This window comes from Nonomuraea sp. NPDC048901 (genome assembly GCF_040649695.1).
Classification (GTDB): domain Bacteria; phylum Actinomycetota; class Actinomycetes; order Streptosporangiales; family Streptosporangiaceae; genus Nonomuraea.
Genome location: NZ_JBEZFW010000013.1, coordinates 290,574 through 309,304 on the forward strand (window position 1 = coordinate 290,574; position 18,731 = coordinate 309,304).

Annotated in this window: 18 protein-coding genes; 8 read left to right on the plus strand and 10 right to left on the minus strand. The window is 67.9% G+C overall.

What is annotated here, in order from left to right:
* The first annotated feature begins 104 nt into the window (after positions 1 to 104).
* Entirely contained in the window at positions 105 to 1,319 is a 1,215-nt protein-coding gene (locus AB0C30_RS38505) for a hypothetical protein (RefSeq protein WP_357953313.1), read from the plus strand.
* Positions 1,320 to 1,449: 130 nt separating this feature from the next.
* On the opposite strand, the gene AB0C30_RS38510 is transcribed toward AB0C30_RS38505, so the two are convergent.
* Entirely contained in the window at positions 1,450 to 2,151 is a 702-nt protein-coding gene (locus AB0C30_RS38510; RefSeq protein ID WP_357953315.1) for a hypothetical protein, read from the minus strand.
* Between the two features lie 91 nt (positions 2,152 to 2,242).
* Positions 2,243 to 2,848 carry a hemerythrin domain-containing protein gene (locus AB0C30_RS38515; protein ID WP_357953317.1) on the minus strand — a complete coding sequence of 202 codons (606 nt, stop codon included), beginning with the start codon at positions 2,846 to 2,848 and terminating at the stop codon, positions 2,243 to 2,245.
* 198 nt (positions 2,849 to 3,046) lie between these two features.
* On the opposite strand from AB0C30_RS38515, the gene AB0C30_RS38520 reads away from it, so the two are divergent.
* The gene (locus AB0C30_RS38520) at positions 3,047 to 3,946 is read left to right on the plus strand and encodes a DNA-processing protein DprA (protein WP_357953319.1); all 900 of its coding nucleotides are present in this window, start codon (positions 3,047 to 3,049) and stop codon (positions 3,944 to 3,946) included.
* A complete protein-coding gene (locus tag AB0C30_RS38525; protein WP_357953321.1) occupies positions 3,943 to 4,758 on the plus strand; it encodes a hypothetical protein in 816 nt (271 codons plus the stop codon). Before AB0C30_RS38520 ends, AB0C30_RS38525 begins: the two co-directional genes overlap by 4 nt.
* Positions 4,759 to 4,792: 34 nt before the next feature.
* On the opposite strand, the gene AB0C30_RS38530 is transcribed toward AB0C30_RS38525, so the two are convergent.
* Entirely contained in the window at positions 4,793 to 5,281 is a 489-nt protein-coding gene (locus AB0C30_RS38530) for a hypothetical protein (protein WP_357953322.1), read from the minus strand.
* A 272-nt stretch (positions 5,282 to 5,553) separates the two neighbouring features.
* Between AB0C30_RS38530 and AB0C30_RS38535 the strand changes: the two genes are divergently transcribed.
* A complete protein-coding gene (locus tag AB0C30_RS38535) occupies positions 5,554 to 8,691 on the plus strand; it encodes a discoidin domain-containing protein (RefSeq protein ID WP_357953324.1) in 3,138 nt (1,045 codons plus the stop codon).
* 157 nt (positions 8,692 to 8,848) lie between these two features.
* Here the strand turns inward: AB0C30_RS38535 and AB0C30_RS38540 are convergent, their stop codons facing one another.
* From AB0C30_RS38540 to AB0C30_RS38550, 3 genes are all read right to left on the minus strand, one after another.
* Positions 8,849 to 10,537: a helix-turn-helix domain-containing protein gene (locus tag AB0C30_RS38540; RefSeq protein ID WP_357953326.1), complete on the minus strand. Its 1,689-nt coding sequence runs from the start codon at positions 10,535 to 10,537 to the stop codon at positions 8,849 to 8,851.
* A 155-nt stretch (positions 10,538 to 10,692) separates the two neighbouring features.
* On the minus strand, positions 10,693 to 11,715 hold the full coding sequence (locus AB0C30_RS38545) for a BadF/BadG/BcrA/BcrD ATPase family protein (RefSeq protein ID WP_357953328.1): 1,023 nt from the start codon (positions 11,713 to 11,715) through the stop codon (positions 10,693 to 10,695).
* 31 nt (positions 11,716 to 11,746) lie between these two features.
* On the minus strand, positions 11,747 to 12,511 hold the full coding sequence (locus AB0C30_RS38550; RefSeq protein ID WP_357953330.1) for an SIS domain-containing protein: 765 nt from the start codon (positions 12,509 to 12,511) through the stop codon (positions 11,747 to 11,749).
* Positions 12,512 to 12,671: 160 nt separating this feature from the next.
* Here AB0C30_RS38550 and AB0C30_RS38555 point away from each other — a divergent pair, with 160 nt between their 5' ends.
* The 3 genes from AB0C30_RS38555 (at position 12,672) to AB0C30_RS38565 (ending at position 14,666) form a co-directional block, all read left to right on the plus strand.
* Positions 12,672 to 13,577, plus strand: a complete 906-nt coding sequence (locus AB0C30_RS38555; protein ID WP_357953332.1) for a MurR/RpiR family transcriptional regulator — start codon at positions 12,672 to 12,674, stop codon at positions 13,575 to 13,577.
* A gap of 325 nt (positions 13,578 to 13,902) precedes the next feature.
* Positions 13,903 to 14,343 carry a cupin domain-containing protein gene (locus AB0C30_RS38560; RefSeq protein ID WP_357953334.1) on the plus strand — a complete coding sequence of 147 codons (441 nt, stop codon included), beginning with the start codon at positions 13,903 to 13,905 and terminating at the stop codon, positions 14,341 to 14,343.
* 11 nt (positions 14,344 to 14,354) lie between these two features.
* Complete coding sequence (locus tag AB0C30_RS38565; RefSeq protein ID WP_357953335.1) at positions 14,355 to 14,666, plus strand: LuxR family transcriptional regulator; 312 nt, start codon at positions 14,355 to 14,357, stop codon at positions 14,664 to 14,666.
* A gap of 96 nt (positions 14,667 to 14,762) precedes the next feature.
* Here the strand turns inward: AB0C30_RS38565 and AB0C30_RS38570 are convergent, their stop codons facing one another.
* The 3 genes from AB0C30_RS38570 to AB0C30_RS38580 all read right to left on the minus strand — a co-directional run bounded on the left by AB0C30_RS38570 (position 14,763) and on the right by AB0C30_RS38580 (position 17,298).
* Positions 14,763 to 15,356 carry a hypothetical protein gene (locus AB0C30_RS38570; protein ID WP_357953337.1) on the minus strand — a complete coding sequence of 198 codons (594 nt, stop codon included), beginning with the start codon at positions 15,354 to 15,356 and terminating at the stop codon, positions 14,763 to 14,765.
* The gene (locus AB0C30_RS38575) at positions 15,353 to 16,117 is read right to left on the minus strand and encodes a hypothetical protein (protein ID WP_357953338.1); all 765 of its coding nucleotides are present in this window, start codon (positions 16,115 to 16,117) and stop codon (positions 15,353 to 15,355) included. Before AB0C30_RS38575 ends, AB0C30_RS38570 begins: the two co-directional genes overlap by 4 nt.
* A gap of 137 nt (positions 16,118 to 16,254) precedes the next feature.
* Positions 16,255 to 17,298, minus strand: a complete 1,044-nt coding sequence (locus AB0C30_RS38580) for an alcohol dehydrogenase catalytic domain-containing protein (RefSeq protein ID WP_357953340.1) — start codon at positions 17,296 to 17,298, stop codon at positions 16,255 to 16,257.
* Positions 17,299 to 17,587: 289 nt separating this feature from the next.
* Here AB0C30_RS38580 and AB0C30_RS38585 point away from each other — a divergent pair, with 289 nt between their 5' ends.
* On the plus strand, positions 17,588 to 17,932 hold the full coding sequence (locus tag AB0C30_RS38585) for a hypothetical protein (RefSeq protein ID WP_357953342.1): 345 nt from the start codon (positions 17,588 to 17,590) through the stop codon (positions 17,930 to 17,932).
* Between the two features lie 65 nt (positions 17,933 to 17,997).
* Here the strand turns inward: AB0C30_RS38585 and AB0C30_RS38590 are convergent, their stop codons facing one another.
* A complete protein-coding gene (locus tag AB0C30_RS38590; RefSeq protein WP_357953344.1) occupies positions 17,998 to 18,633 on the minus strand; it encodes an Lrp/AsnC family transcriptional regulator in 636 nt (211 codons plus the stop codon).
* Between the last annotated feature and the right edge of the window lie 98 nt (positions 18,634 to 18,731).

The window sequence follows — 18,731 nt, forward strand, 5'->3', positions numbered from 1 at the left end:
AGGAGCCGAGTCGTGATCAAAATGTTCCTGCTACCCGGGGATCATCCCCCATATCCGACTTACGCTACGACGGACGGCGCACGGGGATGGGGATGGGGGATCGCATGGCGACATTGATGACGCGGATGGCCGCTGCCTTGAAGGGAGAGGTCCGGGCCGACGAGCTCGAGGCGTACCGGCGGGCAGGCGGGATCGTGTACACCGAGCTGGAGCAGGCCGAAAGCCTCCGGGGTCGGTTGGCCCTGGAGGGGGTGAATCTGTGGCACGGCCCGCAGGGGGCCGCCGGGCAGTTGCTGTGCGTGTGGAACGCGTTCGTCCTCCAGGCCATCGGCGAGCATCTGCTGGACGCCGACTACGCCGCCGACCCCCGCACCTCCGGATTCGTGCCGCCGGTGACCGCCCAGCAGGTGGGCGCGTGCTTCGCGCAGGTCGAAGGGTGGGTATCGCGGGCGCGGCAGGCGGCGGGCAATCCCGGCTACCTGGTGGAGCAGGAATTACTCCTCCCGGCCGACCTGCCCGAGTGGGCCGAGGCCGACCCGTGTCCGCTGCCGCACCTGCACGGCATGCTGGCCGCCTCGCGCGCGATCCGCCAGCACGCCGAGGTCGCGCTCGGCGTCTTCGAGAAGACGGTCGCCGACGCCGACCGGCACATGGACGCCTTGCGGCGGCTCAGGCAGCTCGTCGCCGAGGCCGCGACCGCCGCCGACTACGCCGAAGGGCTGCTGGACACCGACCCGAACCCGCGGATGCACGAGGCGATCGAGCAGCGGCTGCAGCGGGCGCTGAAGATCTACTACCACCTCGGCCAGCTGACCGCGATGCCGCAGCTCATCGCCGGCTACAAAGGGGTGGACGCGAGACGGGCCGTGCCTCCCGTCGCGACGCCGCCGGTGAACCCCCGCAGTTTCGATCCCTGGTGCCTGACCGACCCGCAGAAGCGCGGCGTGTGGCAGGCGGATCCCCGCGCCCGGCAAGCGATCAAGGAGATGTGGGAGTACGACCCCGACGCGGCCCACACCCTGCGCATCCAGGCCGAGATCGACGCCGCCTTCGCCAGTGGGGCCATCACCTACGCCACCGACGCCGGGGGCAAGCCGTACGGCAGCTACTACTGCTGTCCGTGGGCCGCCATCTACCTGGTCCGGCGCCCGATCATCATCGGTGGTACCCGGCTTCGTACGATGCAGCAGTTCACGTACGAGGTGTCGGCCGAGGACGTACCAAAGGGCGGCCGGTTCAAACGCGAGATCATCGTGTCCAACTTCAGGCCCACGGACGAGGTCGACTACTGCGACCCCGACGGCCTGCACGGAGACTGAGCGGGCTCGCCCAAAGCCCCATCGCCGCTCGCCGGGCGCCGGGCGCCGGGCGCCGAACATGCCGATGATCGGATCCAGCATGGTCAGGCACCCGGCGTGGTGGCTGGTGGCGGTGGCCAGTGGCGTGTGGCTAGTGGCCCATCACCGGCCTTACTCCGGCGCTCGGGATCGGCAGATGCTCGCGGATGAGCAGCCAGCTCGCGGCCAGCACCCACAGCGCGGTGAGCACCCCGGGCACGAACGCCACCAACGCGCCGCCGGGCGCCAGCGGACCGCCGGTGATCGCGACCGTGAACGCGCCCAGGACACTGACCACGGCGACGACGATGGCGCACCAGGCCATCCACTGCGGAAATACGTGCGTGCGCATGATGGCGGCGGCCGAGGCCGCGAACGGCACGGCCAGCGCGATTCCCATGATGGCGTCCATCACGGTCAGCGAGATATACGGCCCCGCGGCGATGGCCAGCAGCGGCCGATGCGTGGTGACCGCGTAGGTCATCCCAGCGAACACGGATATGCCGATGAATCCGGTGGCGGCGAGGACTATGTACCCCGCGAGCACCATCGCGGGCGCGTCACTGGTCTCGTCCGAACGGCGGAAGGCAGTGGCCAGCGCCACGCCGAACCACAGGAACAGCGCGGTCGCGATGGCGTACAGCAGTGCCGCCGCCAGCACCTGGGCCCGGCGCTCGACCAGATACCCCGAGATCGTCATCGCGGACTCCGTGATCTGCGGCGCGTTCCCCATCACCAGGCGCCCGATGATCGCGACCACTATGGCCACGACGCCTGCCACTCCACCCCAGCGGAGCTCATGACTTTCTTTCATGGAAGTCACCTCCCACCTGCCATTATTCGGCGCCCTCGCTGCGCCTGGCAGGGTCAAAGGTCCCAATATCGCGAGGCGGCCCACGCGCCGATCAGGCCTTGCCGCTCTTCTGCAGCGCCTGGGTGAGCTCTTCCTTGGTCATGGACGAGCGGCCGGGGACCTTGGCCTCCTGGGCTCGGTGGTACAGATCCTCCTTGCTCGGTTCCTTGGATCCTCGGCTCTGCTTCCTCGATTTGTTACCGCTCCCCACCGGAAGACCGTGCTGGATCTCCTGTGCCTTGCGTTCGCTGAAGGCTCGGCCGAGCTCCTCCAGGCGCTCGCGGGAAACCGCCTTCTTGAGCGCTGGGAGGATCTCGCTCTCCTCCTCCTGAACGTGGTGCGCGACTGCCAGAACGAGCTCGTTCAGCAGCGTGTCGAACTGCGCCGTGTCGGTGTCGACGTCCAGGAGGTTGAGCAGCATCCGCTCGGCCTGGTGGTGTTCCTCCGCTCCCTCTCGGACCTGGTCCTTCTCACTGGGTACGGTCTTGGCGATCTCCGGGTAGACCAGTTCCTCCTCTCCTCTGGAGTGAGCGACGAATTTGGCGGCCAGTTCGGCCAGGAGGGCCGGACGATCCTCGGTGTCCTTCTTGAGCCGGCCGAAAAGCCGCTCCACGTCGCGATGGTCTGACTTGATCATGCTGATGGCGTCCAATGTCATGGCTCCCCCTCTCTGGCGCCCCGGTACCCGGCAAGGACGGTCGTACGCGAAGTTGAAGGACAACGGAACAGTTGTTTGCGCTTCTTGGGCACTCCGAGCCCGGCACCATGGGCCACTGGAACCGCGCAGCCCGTTGCCGCGTTTGTCGGTGTCGGCGCGTACGTTCACCCCGAAACCACGTTCGAGATGGTGATGACCATGACCACGATCGACGAGCAGGCCGCCGTTCTCGCCCTCACCAAAGCCACCCATGACCGGCCCTGGTTCTTCACCGCCCGGGTCATCCTCGACACCGGTAGCGCCCTGGAAGTGCTCGACGGCGGCTGCGCGAGCCGGGACACAGACGACCGGGCGCACGCCGCCTCCGTCGCGGCACGGGTCCAGCCCGGCGACCTGACCTGGGCGCGCGACCTCGTCACGACCATGCGCGGTCACGGCGTCCGCCTCGTCACCGTGCTTGACGACGCCTACCCCGGCAATCTGATGTGGGCCTACGACCGGCAGCCGTTCCTGTGGATCCGCGGCGGCATCCTCCCCACCGATCACCGAGCCGTTGCCGTGGTCGGCGAGGTCGACACCATCCACGCGACGGCCGCGGCCCGCGCCCTGGCCCAGGCCGGCATCACCGTCGTCGCGCCCCTGCACTCAGCCCTGGACGCGGCCGTCCACCAGGCCGCACTCGACGCCGGCGGCCGCACCCTCGCCGTCCTGGCAGGCGGCATCACCGAGCCATCGACCGTAGGCGAGTACGCCAGTGTGGCCGAGAGGATAGCCGGCTGCGGCGCGCTCATCTCCGCGTTCTGGCCCGACGCCGCCCCAAGCGACCGGACCGCCGCGCTTTCACGTGTCGTGACCTGCGGATTGGCAGACAGCCTGTACGTCATTGACGGAGCCGACGGCGGAGCGTCCGCCGGGCACGTCGAGCAGGCGCTGCACACCGGCAAGTACGTCTTCCTGTCCCAGCGGCTTCACCAGGAACAACTGTGGGCCGCGCGGGCGGGCATCCGGGGAGGCATGACTGCCGTCCAGGACATTGACGAGCTGACCAAGCAGGCAGTCAATCTCGTAGATATGACCCCTCGAACGAACACCTGTTGATCATGGGTGACGCCGAGGCGTTCACCCGCGAATTCCTGCCGCTGTTTCGCCCCGTTCCACCGACGCGGCCAGGCGTGTGCCGGATCTGCCACTCCGGCCCGAACAACGCCGGCCACACCGGCGGACCCTGGGCCACCTGCGCGAGCTGCAAGCGCACCACGGAGAACCTGTACGGCCACACCCAGCACGTGGTGCCGATCTCGCTGACGACCAGGAACACGCAGCTGTATGACGTTCTTGTCCGGGAGAGAGACCTCAACGGTGCCGGCGGGCGGCGCAAGCGGGGCGACTTCCTGGCCGCGACAGTGGCCCACTTCTACCACCGGCATGTCCGATGCCTGGAAGGGCTGGCGGGCGGGCCGTTCACACTGGTGGCCACGATCCCGAGCAACAACCCCGAGTTACCTGCCCGGCCCCTCCACATCATGTGGGAGGTCGTGGAGAAGGTGGGCGCGCTGGCTCCCTTGTGGCGACCTCCACTCCTGCTGGAGGCCGACACCAGGTTCGCACCGGTGCTGGCCGACCGTCGCTCCCACCGGGACGCCTTCCGGATCCTCTGGCCGGACTGGGTGAGCGGGGCGCGCGTCTTGCTGGTGGACGACTTGTTCGTGTCTGGCGCGCATGTGCAGAGCGCGGCGTCCGCGCTGATCGAGTCCGGGGCGGCGGCGGTGGTGGCGCTCGTGATCGCACGGTTGATCAACCCGGCGTCGAGAAGTCCGCACAGCGCCGGCATCTGGCAGGAGGCGTGCGAACGGCCCTTCAGCTTCGCCCACTGCTGTGTCTGCGATCCAGCCCGCGGAGCCGGCGCTTGACCCAAGGCGCTGTCGGCCGCCGGCGAGCTGTTCGTCAGCTCCAGAACCCGCCGACCGGCGACAGACTGTACGTCACCACCACGACTTTGTTCCACGCGAAGGCGTATTTGTTGAAGGTGGCCTCGTCCGGGATCCAGCGGAACGCACCCGCCCAGGAGTCATAGATGTAGACGGCGTTCGTCCCGTCTTTCCTGACCAGGTAAGCGTTGCTCCACATGCGGGCTCCCCCGAAGCAACTCGACACAGTGTCGCGGGGCCACGAGCTGATGCCGTCCCAAGTGTTCCAGAGGTGGAAGTAGACGGTTTCGTCCGGCACGGCGTACGCGGCAGGGCCCGGGCCCACGACGTACACCCTCTTGGTCGTATCGCCGCTCAGCTGGAATCGCTGTCCCGACTGCGGGCAGGCGAATACCCCGGACTTCCCGGCCGACGCGGCGTTGGACACCCCGGCCGTCCCTAAGGACAGGAGCAGCGCCAGCGTGGAGACCAGGACGGTGCGGACTAACGTGCGGTTTTCGAGCATGGATCCTCCTTTTGAACGACTGCGATCCGATCGAGGGGCGGCGGCCGGGCTCCGTGCCAGTCTCAGCGCGAGATGACCGATAAACCAGGGCATACGGCGGGCATTTTGCAGACATATAGCGAAAAACTGTTCACCACCCAGTGATCTACCGCCCAGCAACTCCAGGATTTCAGTCGCGTTTGACCGAATTCTCGCGAAATCTGTTGACGCTGAAGCCATGCGCTCTCAATCTATTCAAGGAGTACAGAGAAATTTTTCTCAATGGAGGTAGAATGAAGCCAAGCGGAACGATGCTCACCGCGGTCCTCAGCCTCTTATGCCTGACCTTCTTGGTGGTGCCCGCGCACGCGGCGGCAGGGCTGTCGGTGTGGACGATGGACGCGGCCGACCGGCCCTTCACCTCGTCCCCGGTGGGATCCACCCAGTCCATCGCGCTGTACGCGGCCCGCGGGGAGTTCGAGGCCGCCCAGATCCTGGCCCGGTCCACCTCCGCGCAGAGCGGCGTGTCGGTCAGCGTGAGCCCGTTGACCGGCCCGGGAGACCGGCTGGTGCCGACGGTTCGGCTGGAATACAACCATCCGACGATCCAGCAGATCGGCACCACGCGCCAAGATCCGCCGGGCGGCGGCGACGACTACTACGACGCCCTGGTGGAGAACACCGCGCAAAGCCCGGCGGCGAACACGACGCTGGCCTGGTTCTACCAGGTGTTCGTGCCAGCGGGTCAGGCGCCCGGCGTCTACACCGGCAACGCCGTGGTCCAGAGCGCGTCCGGCAATGTCACCGTGCCCGTGAGCCTGCGCGTCTACGACGTCACCGTCCCGCCGGCCGACCAGTCGACCTTCAAGATGAACAACTGGTTCACCTCCGCCGGCTGGGACTACGCGGGCACGATCGACGCGATTCCGGACCAGTACGACGTCAAGATGTTCGACGAGGGCTGGTGGACGGTCATCAAGAACTTCGCGGCCAACCACGCCAAGCACCGCAACAACGTGATCTACGCCGACTTCCAGGCGCTGCTCATTCCCCACTCGACCGTGGACGCGGCCGGGAACTTCACCTTCGACTGGGATGACTTCGACTGGTTCGTGAAGCTGTTCGAGACCGCGGGCGCGCTGCAGTACATCTACACCCCGACCCTGATAGAGGGAGGAAACCAGCTGGAGATGCTGGTCCCCGCCAACGGCGTGAGCGGCAGGCTCAAGCGGGTCCTGGTGCCCTACGGCGACCCGAAGGCCGGCGCCTACCTGGACAAGGTGCTACCGGCACTCAAAGCACACCTGGACGTCAAGAAGTGGACCGACAAGTTCTACATGAGCGCGGTGGACGAGCCCCAAGACCCCACCTGGGCCAACGCCGCCAACTGGCTGTACGGCAAGTACCGCCAGTACTTCCCCACCCCCCGCACCAACGAGGCGCACAACCAGCTCTACCCCGGCACCGAACCGTCGCTGACCACGCTGACGCCGGCCACGTTCCTCTACCAACCCAACATCGCGCACTACCAGTCCCAGCGGCTGGCCGGGAAGGACTTGTGGCTCTACACCGCCAACATCCCGGAGAGCGACTACATGAACCGCTTCATCAGCCACTACCTGGCCGAGACCAGGCTCCTGCCCTGGCTGGTGTGGAAGATCGGCGGCACCGGATATCTGCACTGGGGCTGGAACTACTGGTGGGATCTCAACAGGCCGGGTCAGCACATCGACACCTTCAAAGACTCCCAGAGCGGCGACGGATGGCTGGTACGGCCCAACACTAAAGATAACGCCCTCAACGTCTACGACAGCCTGCGCAGCGAGGCCCAGACGGACGGCCTGGAGGACTTCGAGCTGCTCAACCAGCTCGCCAAGACCAAGCCCGTGACCGCCCAGGCCATCGCCAACAGCCTGATCCTGGACGCCACGCACTACGAGCGCTCGGGCACCGAGGTGGAGCAGCGGCACAAGCAGATCCTGGACGAGCTCTCCGCCAACTCCCCGGACCTCGCCTTCCCCTACAACGACGACTTCGGCACCGCCGGCCAGCACTGGCGCACCTCCAGGGGCTCATGGTCGGTCAGCGGGCAGGAGTACGTCCAGGCCAGCACCGCCGCCGACTGGGGAGTGACCTCCGTCCTGGAGGGCCGGGCCTATCGTGACGTGGCCGCCGGCGTCGACCTCAAGATCACGGGTGTGTCACCCGACGGCGGCAGCGCCAACTGGGCCGGACTCATGGTCCGCAGCCTCAACGGCTCAGACATGGACACCGGCTACCTCATCGCCCAGCGCAACAACGGCAAGGTGTTCGTCTACCGCAACGGAATCCCCCTGGCCGAGGCCGACGCCCCCGGCTACACGGCGGGCCAGTGGAACCGCCTCCGGGCCGTGGCCAAGGGCAACACGCTGAAGGTCTACAGCGGCACCCGCCAGCTCCCCGCGCTGACGGTGAACGACGCGGCCTTCCCCGTCGGCAACATCGCCCTCGTCACCGGCGGCGCCGCCGCCCGCTTCGACAACGTGCACATCAATCCCATGACCAACGCCGCCGAGGGCGCCACCATCACCGCCTCCAGTTCGTACGAGGCCGACGGCTGGGGGACGGGCTCCGCCGTGGACGGCCGCCGCTCCTCGGCCACCGGAGCCCTCGGCTGGAGCAGCTCCGACAGCAAGAACGTCGACCACACCGAGTGGGTCCAGGCCGATCTCGGCTCGGCGCGCCCGGTGAGCCGGGTGGACCTGTACCCGCGCGATGACGGCGCCAACACCGGCTCGGGCTTCCCCACGGACTTCACCATCGATGTCTCAGCGGACGGCTCGACCTGGACCAACGTCGCCACCGTGACCGGCTCCGCCAAGCCGGGCGCCGGAGCGCGGACCTTCCCGTTCACCCCGGTCAGCGCCCGCTACATCAAGGTCACCGGCACCAAATTGAGCACCGACCAGTTCGGCGAATACCACATGCAGTTCGCCGAGATCGAGGCCGCCGGAGGCAACCTGGCCGCCGGCCGTACGGTCACCTCCTCCAGCTCGGTGGAGTATCCGGCCGAGAGCTGGCTGCGCGTCAACGCCACCGACGGGGTGCGCCACTCCAACCTCTGGTACTCCATGGGCTGGAGCAGCCTCATCGGAACGACCGACCACCCCGAATGGCTGCAGGTCGACCTCGGCGGCCCTACCCGGGTGGGCAAGGTGACCCTCTACGCCAGGAACGACGGCGCGAACACGGGCGACGGCTTCCCCTCCCGCTTCACCATCGAGACCTCCCCCGACGGCTCGGCCTGGACCACCGTCACGACTCAGAACGGCTACCCACGGCCCGGCGCCGATGGCCAGACCTTCACCTTCGATCCAGTCACCACCAGATATGTGCGCGTCACCGGGACGGGCAAGGTGATGCAGTTCGCGGAGATCGAGGCGAGCAGCTGATCAGCTTCCCGCCGGACAAGAATGACGCATGAGCGGTAGCGTCGGCTGCTCCCTTCACCTGGACGACATTGTGGTCGCCGACCTGTAGTCGCGGCCACCTGGCTGTGAGAGGGGCGAGCTCCACCGAGCTCGCCCCTCTCACCAGGCTGGATGAGCACTACGTCGACGTCGCTCGATGGCCATGCTCGACAAGTCTCCACTCCTGCCAATGTCGACCGCGATCGAGATAATCGGCCAGCCCTCGAGCGAGCCGGTCGAGGCGGCAGTCGTCCCCGTTGTCGCGGGCATGGTCGACGAGAGCCAGCAGCGTCCGATGTTCACGCTGGTACCACTCCATAGCCTGCTGGTAAGTGGCGATGGACTCCGGCCTGACATTGAGCGCCAAAGGATCGACAGGGATGCTGTCGTGCGGCAGCCCGGTCAACTGGTGTGAGGCTGCCAAACTGGTAAGGAGATAGTGGTCGAAGATGCGGCGCTCGGCCTGGTGACGTTCCGTGCGCGACTCTTGAGCCGCGGCCAGTTCAACGGCGTAGGCGCGCATGAGGTCATGTAGCTGATATCGGCCGGGAACGGATTCCGCGATCAAGTGTGCGCGGTGCAGCTCTGCCAGCAAGGCGCGCGCCTGGCGTACCGGCAGGCCGCACATGCTGGCAGCCGCCGGAACGCCGATGTCGGGTGCCGGGTGCATGCCAAGCAGCCGGAACATCCGGGCGGCCGCCGCTCCGAGAGTGCGATAGGACCAGGAGAACGCGGACCGGACATCGGCAAACGGGTCTTCGCAAGACAGCACGTCCAGCCAACTACTGGCGGCGTCCGCTTCGACGGCGAAATCGTCGAGGCTGAAGTCGGGATGGATGGACGCGCGTGCTGCCACAACGGACAACGCCAGCGGTAATCCAGCACACCCTGCGGCAATCTCCTTCGCGGCCTTTTGTGCGGCGACCACGCGCGCGGCGCCGAGCCGTTCGGCCAGCAGCCGCAAGGAGTCACCGTTGGACAGCGGCTCGAGCACCAGCGGGCTGGCGCCCGCGGCCACCAGGCCGGGCAGCTGATTGCGGCTGGTCACGATGACCAGGCACCCACTGCCGCCAGGAAGCAGCGGACGAACCTGACCGGCATCGAGCGCGTTGTCAACGACGATCAGCAGTCGCATTCCGTTCACCACACTGCGCCACAGCGCCGCTTGAGCGTCCGCGCCGGCGGGGATCTGCTGCGGGACAACACCCAATGCGCCAAGGAAGCTGCGGATCGCCTCAGCCGGATCAGCCGGCTCCGCGCTTGGCGCGAATCCCCGCAGGTTCACATACAACTGGCCATCGTGGAAACGGTCGGCGACCAGGTGCGCCCAGTGCACCGCCAACGCGGTCTTGCCGATCCCGGCGCATCCGGCGATGACCACCACCTTAGGACCCGTCCGCATGATCTGTTCATCCGTTGTGAGCATGCCGTCGAGTGTGCGCAGTTCCTTGGATCGGCCGACGAAGTGCGCGGGGCCGGGCGGGAGCTGGCGCGGCATGGTCATCGCAGGAGCCGGCGCGTCCGTGTCATCTTTGAACCCGCGCGCCCTTGGATGGGTGTGGCTCCTGAGCGATGCGGCGACTAATTGCTTGTGCTTTCTGGGGTCCAGCCCCAGTGCTTCGGCCAAGGCCAAGAGCGACGAGCCGCGTGGGCGGTGGGGTTCGCCGTGCTCCAGCCGACGAAGGGTCCGGGGGTTCAGCCCCGACCGTTTGGCCAGCTCCTCCTGTGTCAGCAGTGCCTGCTCGCGCCAGGTTCGTATCAGCACGCCCAGAGATGGTTCTTCGCCGGCCGGGCTGACGCTGGCTCCGTTTCGCGGCTCTTCGTACATCAGCCGCCCTCCTCCCGGCAAGCGGCACCGGCCGGCTTGTGTGGGCTCCATGTGAGCGGTGTCCCTTCGTAAACGTGGTGTGAGGTGCGACGGACGATGACGTCTTCGAAATCGACTCGACCTGCTCCAAGAAGGCACATCGGGAACGGCTCAGATCAGTCATCGGATCTTCTGCGGGCGGCGCGGGGGATCGGCTCGGCGCCCAGGAGCCGCGTATAAAGCGCGTGGGATTCGAGCGCGGGTACGCCGGAAAGCTGCCGGCCGGCCAGCCATGCCGCGGCTGCGGCTCCCCCGCCGGCGCGGTGAATCTCCGCATCCGGCCATACCTTCCGGACCGACGCCCGGACGGCTTGCGAGAGCGGATTGGGCGTGGTCAGCAAACTGCCCCCGAGCACAATGGGGCTGGTGGCGCCAAGGATCCGGATGGTGTTGAGCGATGCGGTGAGGTGATCGGCGGCCCGCCTGGCGATCAGCCTCGCTTCGACGTTTCCGCCTTCTGCGGCTGTCAGGATGAGGGGCGCGAGCTTGGCCAGCTCAGCAGGTGGCATGCGATGAGCCGCGTCGATGGTGGCGCTGGTCAAAGCCAAGGTCCGCCGGTCAGCGTGCGCCACCCCCAGTGCGTGCAGGATCTCGCGGTGGAGGTCGGATGGCGGGTGGCAGCGGTCCATCGCGGCGAGCGCGGCTCGTATGCCCTCGCGCCCGATCCAGAAGCCGGAGCCGAGATCGCCGAGCAGCCAGCCGTGCCCGTCGGCGCATCGCACGATGGTGCGTTCGCGGATGGCCGCGGCGACCGCCCCCGTACCGGAGACCAGGACGCTGCCCTCAGCGGAGTCGGTACCTGCCACGTACGCGAGAGTGACGTCGCTGACCATGGTCGGCGTGCACCGCAGTCCAGCCTGCCGCCAACCCGCTCGAAGCGCCTGGGCGATCTCGGGATCGTGAACGGCGACATCGCCGCCCGCCAGGCCGAAGACGGCCGCCTTGACGTCGGCCGGATCGACGGCGCCGAGTGCGGCGCACAAGGCGTCACGGATGGCGGTGATTCCGGCCGGGCCGCGCGAGACCGGGTTGCCGCCGCCTGCCCGGCCGACACCGCGCAGGCGCCCGAACAGGTCGGCCACGATGACGCGGCTGGAGGTGCCGCCGATGTCCATGCCAAGGACGAGCGCGACGCTCATCCGACGGCTCCCGCGGTGAAGAAGAGTCCTGTCATAAGAGCCTCCGGATCCGTCCGGCGTAGCGCTCTTCCAGGATCCGGTTGTGATCGTCGCCGCCGGTGATGTTGGCGGACAGGTAGACAGGGGCCTGCTCACCCGCCTCGTCAAGGCGACGCACGACCTCCGCCACGACCATCTGCGCCAGCAGACCGGCGCTGATGGAGGAGATCCCGCAGACCTTGGCGCCCGAGGCCATCGGCAGCAGCGCGTCACCGTGCGGGGCCCCGTTGTCCAGCACAACGTCGGCGAAGTCGATCAGCCGGAGTTGGGATGGGTGGCGGGAGGTGGCCCGCGCGGTGTGCCGGGTCGAGGTGAACGCGATCAGCGCGTGCCCCCGCCGCTTCACCAGCTGGGCCATCTCCACGACGCACCCGTTCACCCCGGAGTTGGACGCGATGACGAAAGCATCCTCCGGGCGAGGGGCGGCCAGCTCGTAGAGCTGGTAGGCGATGGCCGGGTCCCGTTCCAGGAACGGATCGAACAGCACCTCGCGCGGGGAGTCTCCGAGAGTGACCACGTCGCGCAAGGCGATCTTGTTGGTCGGCACCAGCCCACCGGCCCTACCAGCGATCTCCATCGCCAGCCCCTCGGAATGCCCAGTACCGAAGGCCTGGACGACACCGCCCGCACGGATCGATTTCGTGATGAGGTCGGCCGCGGCCTGGACCGCGGGCACCTGCTCGGAGACGACTTGCTCCAGGATGGTCCTGGCCGCCACGAGATACGCGGCAGCACTGGGGCGATGCTGATCGGACACCACGACTCCCAACATGGAGAAATATTTCCCACTCCGGCTCACTGTGGAAGCGAGTAACCGGCCATGTCAAGGACGTTTACCGGACATTCGCCCGAATCATGCCTCGTGATACGTTGATAGCCAACATAGCGAAGAAAAATTTTTGACGAATAGAGATCGCATGTCACAGAGCGGCGTCATCGAGCGCATCCGCGCGCTGCTGCCCACCATGCCTGGCGCTCAGCGTACGATCGCCGAGCTCGCGCTCGGCGATCCGGCAGCGGTGGCCCGGCTGACCATCGTCGAGCTGGCGGAGCGGTGTGGGGTCTCCACCGGCACCATCACCAGGTTCTGCCGGTCGCTGAACCTGAACGGCTACGCCGCCCTGCGTATCGCCCTCGCCTCCGACAGCGGCCGCACCGGCCCCGACGCCTGGGTCGAGCACATCGGCACGAGCTTGACCGAGGCGGACGACATTCAGCAGGTCGCCCGTGTCATTGCCGACAACATCGGACATGTCGTCACCGAGGCGATCGCCAACCTCGACCTGGCCGCCGTGGAGCGTGCGGCCGGCCTGCTGGCCGCGGCCCGCCGGGTGATGGTCTACGGGGTCAGCGGCAGCGCGACCACGGCCTCGGAATTGCAGCAACGGCTGTACCGCATCGGTCTGCCCGTCTGGGCCTCCACCGACATACACATGGCCCTGACCGGTGCCGCCCTCATGTCCCGTGGCGACGTACTTGTGGTCTTCTCCCAGAGCGGGCGCACTCGAGAGGTCGTCGATCTGATCGCCGAAGCGCGCTCGCACGGCGTCCGGACCGTTGCCCTTACCAGCGACCTGACCTCCCCTGTCGCCCGCCAGGCCGAACTCGTCCTGGCCACCAAGGTGCACCCGGTCGGCTTCAGCACCCAAACCATCCTCGGCCGACACGCCCAGCTGGCCGTCCTGGACGTGCTCTACATCGCCGTCACCCAGCGCACCTTCGAACAGACCACAGAAGCCATGGCCCTCACAGCACAAGCCGTTCAGCCGCACAAGCTCGACAACGCGGCCGACACCGTCGAGACGGGACAGGAACAGCATTAGGACCCGGCGCGTCCCCGTTTTATCGCACGGACGCGAACGCCACAGCCGTGGTGGACGCGATGGCGGTGGTGAGGACCAGGTTCGGCGCGGTGCGGCGAGCAGGTCTTGGCAGGCGCGTTCGATGGCAGCGTCGGTGCCGGTGCCCATCGCCAGTTCCAGGTCGATCTGAGCGAGCGCGGCGGACCCCTACTAATACCAACATGACGCTTGAACTGCGCAGATGAGACAGGCGCACTGTTCGGAGCGTTGTCACAAATCGGGGCGCTGTCTTGTCTGAGCTGGTGCACGGCCGAATCGAGCCGGCCACTTCCAGGAAGGAATCGTGATGAGCACCGATCACGCTCAAGCCCACCACCTCGACAACCCCGACAAGAGCGGGCCACCGCCGCAGATTGACGTGGTCGGCACCGTGCCGGGGGCGCCGGCCGCGCCGGAGGGGGCCGAAGCGATGACGCTCCGGGTCACGCTGCCGCCGAACAGCCCTGGTGCGCCGCCTCACCGGCACTCCGGGCCCGCGTACGGCTACGTGATCAAGGGCGCCGTCAACTTCGAGCTCGAAGGCGATCCCGTGCGGGTTCTCCGGCCTGGTGACGCGTTCTGGGAGCCCGGTGGAGACGTGATCCACTACCAGGACGGCAACCACCTCACCGACGAGGAGTCGCAGTTCGTGGTGACGATGTTCTGCGCGCCTGGACAGCCGATGTTGATCCCGGTCAGCCCGGAAGAGTTGGAAGCTCGGCGAGACCGTCGCGCCCCACAGTCATGACCAAGGTCTCGTTGACTGCCCTCGTTCGCGATCAGCTCACGCTTGCCCGCGAGGCGGACAGCGGCCGCAGCGCCACCACTGTCCACGGGGGACACGATCGTTCGCTGCGGCAGACCGTCATGGCGTTGCGGCAGGGCGAACACCTACACGAGCACGAGCATCCTGGCGAGGTCACGGTGCACGTACTGCACGGGCGGATGCGGCTTGTCGCCGGGCCCGACTCTTGGGACGGGATGCCCGGCGATCTGCTGGTCATGCCCGAACGCCGCCACCGCGTGGAGGCCGTACAGGATTGCGCGTTCCTGTTCACCACCGCACGCTGAAAGCCAAGAAGGCGGGAACCGGTTTCGGTTCCCGCCTTCAGCGTCGCCAGACGGTTATCAGACCAGCTTGCCGATGGTGAGACCCGGGTACCGGTTTTATCTCACGGACGCGAACGCCACAGCCGTGGTGGACGCGATGGCCGTCGTGAGGACCACCATCAGGAGCACGGTGCCCAGCGGGTTCTTCCGCGGGCGCGGTGGCGGGGCGCGATGGGCGCGAACGTAGGCGACCGGGGGCTTGGGCGTCGGCTTGAGGGTCGGTGTGGGTTTCGGCGTCGGCTTGGCCGGCTTGACGCGGACGGGCTGGGGTGCGATGTGGGGCGCCCGCACCCGGTTGGGTGTCGGCCGCTGAGTCGGCTTGGGTTTCGCGGGGCGTGGGGTGATCACGACCCGCACCGTGGGCGTCACCTTCGGGGTGGCCACGGGCCGCGGCTTCGGGGTGACGACGGGGCGCGGCTTCACGATCACCACGCTCGGCGGCTTCACCACGGTCGGCGGCTGCACCGCCGGCGCCGCGCATTTCCCGATGTGTACGCTCACCAGCGGCACGTCCACACAGACGGTCGCCTCGACGCCGACCTTCACCGTCACGTCGCCCGGATCCGGATCGGCCGCGGCGGGAGCGCTCGCGGACAGCGCCAACAGCGTGCCCGCCAGGAGCAGCGGCATGCGCCAGGCCCTCACGGTCACACGCCTCCGGCTATCCGGGCGAACTCCTGCAGCGCGCCCTTGTACGCCTCAGGCCCCACGGCCAGCGGTCCGTCGAAGGCGTGGGAGATGTCCCAGGTGAGGTAGACGCCGAAGCCGAGCATCGCGGCCATCGCCAGCAGCGGCAGGACCGCCAGCCCGGTCGGCCGCGCTCCGGCCAGGAACGGGAACAGGACCACCAGCAGGCCGGTGAGGATCGTCAGGGCCAGCAAGCCGTCGGGCGGCGTCGCGGCGGCGTCGGCGGTGCGCTGGGAACGGGCGGAGGCGATCGCCGCGAGGTGGTCGAGCACCGCGGTCTTGGCCTCCTTCTGGTCGGTGGTCACCTGCAGCGCGGCGACGCGGGCCCTGAGCGCGTCGAGCCGCTCCGTGCCGACGGGATCCATCGAGCCGCGCTGCATGACGGGCCACTCGTCGCGGACGACGAACGTGATGTAGTCGCGCAGCCCGGCGCGTACGACGTCGGGGGCGGTGCCGGGCAGGCCGGACGCCGACCAGTAGGCCTCGACGGCGGCCTGGCTCTCGGTGTGCGTGTTCTGGCCGGCGGAGTCGGCGGTGGTCCACGGCACGATGATCGCGATGGCGAAGACCAGGAGGAACAGGGCGGACAGCATCGCGCCCGCGTGGCCGGCCGACGGCCCGCCGGCGTCGTTGTCGTCGCTGCCCTTCTTCGTGAGCCTGAACAGGGTGGCCGCGAGCGCCACCACACCCACCGCGGCCACGGCCGCGATTACGTATTGCAGCATAAGGATCTCCCCAATCCCCACCGAACACCGAGCGTGACATTACTATCACAGACCGCATGACTACTCAGGGGATAGATTGCGGTACGGTGTGTAACCAATCGGTAACGGTCGGGCGGAGTTTCCGCTGCGATGGTCGATCAGTTGGCGGTGGTCAAAACCATGCGGAAGCGGGCCTGGCCGGAGAGCATCTTCTGGAACGCCGCCTGAGCCTCCTCCAGGGGGACCTCCTCGGTCCACGCCCGGACACCGCTCTGGGCGGCGAACCTCATGGTGTCCTGGATGTCGACCGCGTTGCCGGAAGCGTGCCCGTACACCCGCCTGGCCGCCCCCACCAGCTGCAGGGGCGTGACCCGCAGCGGTTCCATGTCGACGCCCACGACGATGAGCTCACCGCGGGGCCCCAGGCCGTCGATCGTCGCGGACATCGCCTCGGCGTTGGTCACCGTCGCCAGCACCACCTTGGCTCCCCCGCACGCCCGCAGCGCGTCGGCCACGGGCGCGGCGGCGCTGTCGACGTAGTGGGCGGCACCGAGCTTGTGCGCCAGCGGCGCCTTGTCGGGACCGCGGGCCAGCGCGATGGTGTTGAAGCCCATCTTCGCGGCGAACTGGACGCCCAGGTGCCCCAGGCCGCCCACACCGAGGATCGCGACGGTGTCGCCCGGACGCGCGGAGCTGTGGCGCAGCGCGTTGTACACGGTGACGCCGGCGCAGGCCAGGGGCCCGGCCTCCACCGCCGTGAGCTCGTCCGGGATCGCGGCCAGGGCGACGGCCGGCACGACGACGGAGTCGGCGAACCCGCCCGCGTACGCGGCACCCGGCACCTGGAGCTCGGGGCACAGGATGCCGTCTCCCTGCCTGCAGGCGTCGCAGTGACCGCAGCTGCCTCCGTACCAGCCGACCGCCACCCGATCACCGACGGACCAGCCGGCGACGTGGTCGCCCACCGCGTCGACACGTCCCGCGATCTCGTGCCCGGCCGTGACGGGGAAGGTGGTGCCCGGGATGTGACCGGAGGTGATCAACGCGTCGGAGTGACACACCCCGCACGCCTCGACGGTGATCCGCACCTGGCCCGGGCCCGGCTCCCGGGTGTCCGCCCGGACGAGAGACAGGTCCCCGCCAGGCTCGCCGACCTGCATGGAACGGTGCGTGGCCGAAGAAGACATGGCCGGAGAAGACATGGCGTCTCCTTTCGTCTCATGGGAACCGGCGACCCGCTGGAGCGGCCGTCACAAGTTCGTCTCATGGGAGACGGCGGCCTGCGAAGCGGCCGTCACAAGTCCATCGTTCCACTCAGCTCTTTGACCGCCTGTCTGACCCCCGGTAAACCTCGACTACCAGAGCCGGATTCCTGACAAGTCCCGTTTCGCGGCCACGGCGGCTGGACAGATCGCCGAGGAGATCTCGGCGTTCGGCGAGAAACGTCCAGCCTGACGCTCCGTGTCAGGAAATATCGGGAGCATGGGCGGCGTGAACCTTCTCAACGGCCGCAGATTCGTGATGGTGAGTTCGACGGCGAGCGTGGTGGACCAGGAACGGCCCACCGCGTTCGACTACTGGGAGGCCGACGGGGTGGTGTGGGGCAGCTACACGGGCGACACCGTCACCCACGGCCGTTTCGTCGGCACCAGGGACGGCGACCTGGTCTCCATCGCCTACGCGCACGCGCTCAAGGCCGGGGGCAAGGCGGGCGGCCAGAGCAACAGCCGCATCGAGACCGAGGCCGACGGACGGCTGCGCCTGGTGGAGGAGTTCCAGTTCGAGGGCGACGACACCCGGCACGTCAGCGTGTGCACCGAGGTCGTCACCGACTGATCCCGGCACATCAGCGTGTGCACCGGGGGTCGTGACCGGCTGACCTGACCGTCCTTCCGCCTGACCTACCCGTCCTTGCGCAGGGCGGCCCTTCCCTCCGCGGCGCCGACGAAGCGCATCTTGCCGAGCGGCACGTCGCCGGGGGCCTCCTGGGCCGCCCGCCGTGCCGGACGGGCCTTGTCACGGTCGCTGGGCAGCACGTACGGCCGCCTGAGCACCTCATCCAGGATGAAGACCGTCTCGGTCGCCTTCACGGCCGGGATGTTGGCCAGCCGGTCGGTCACCATGGCGTGGACCTCGGCCACGTCCGACATCCGTACCTGGATCATCGCGTCGTGCTGGCCGGTGGTGATCGCGCAGTACTCGACCTCGGGCATCCTGGCCAGCTCGGCCCTGAACTGCTTCCACATCTGCTGCCGCACGGTCACGAAGATCAGCGCGGTGATGCCGAGCCCCGTCCTGACGTGGTCGATCTCGGCGGTGAACCGCTTGATCGCGCCGTCGGCGCGCAGCGCCTCGAAGCGGGTGTAGGCGTTGGCCCGGGAGATGCCCACCCGCTCGGCCAGCGACGAGACCGAGATCCTGCCGTTCTCCCGCAGGACCTCGAGGATCTTCAGGTGGACCGCGTCGAGCTCCAGGCCGATGCCGATCCGTCCAGGCTGACCGCTACCGCTGGCACCATTCCTGGAAATTTCACTCATAGTTACCCCCAGCCCATTTATATACGTCTCAGCGACCGCACAGTGCCTGGACGTTCTGCCCGACAATCCTCGACATCTTTCGGCCAACCGTCCAACTG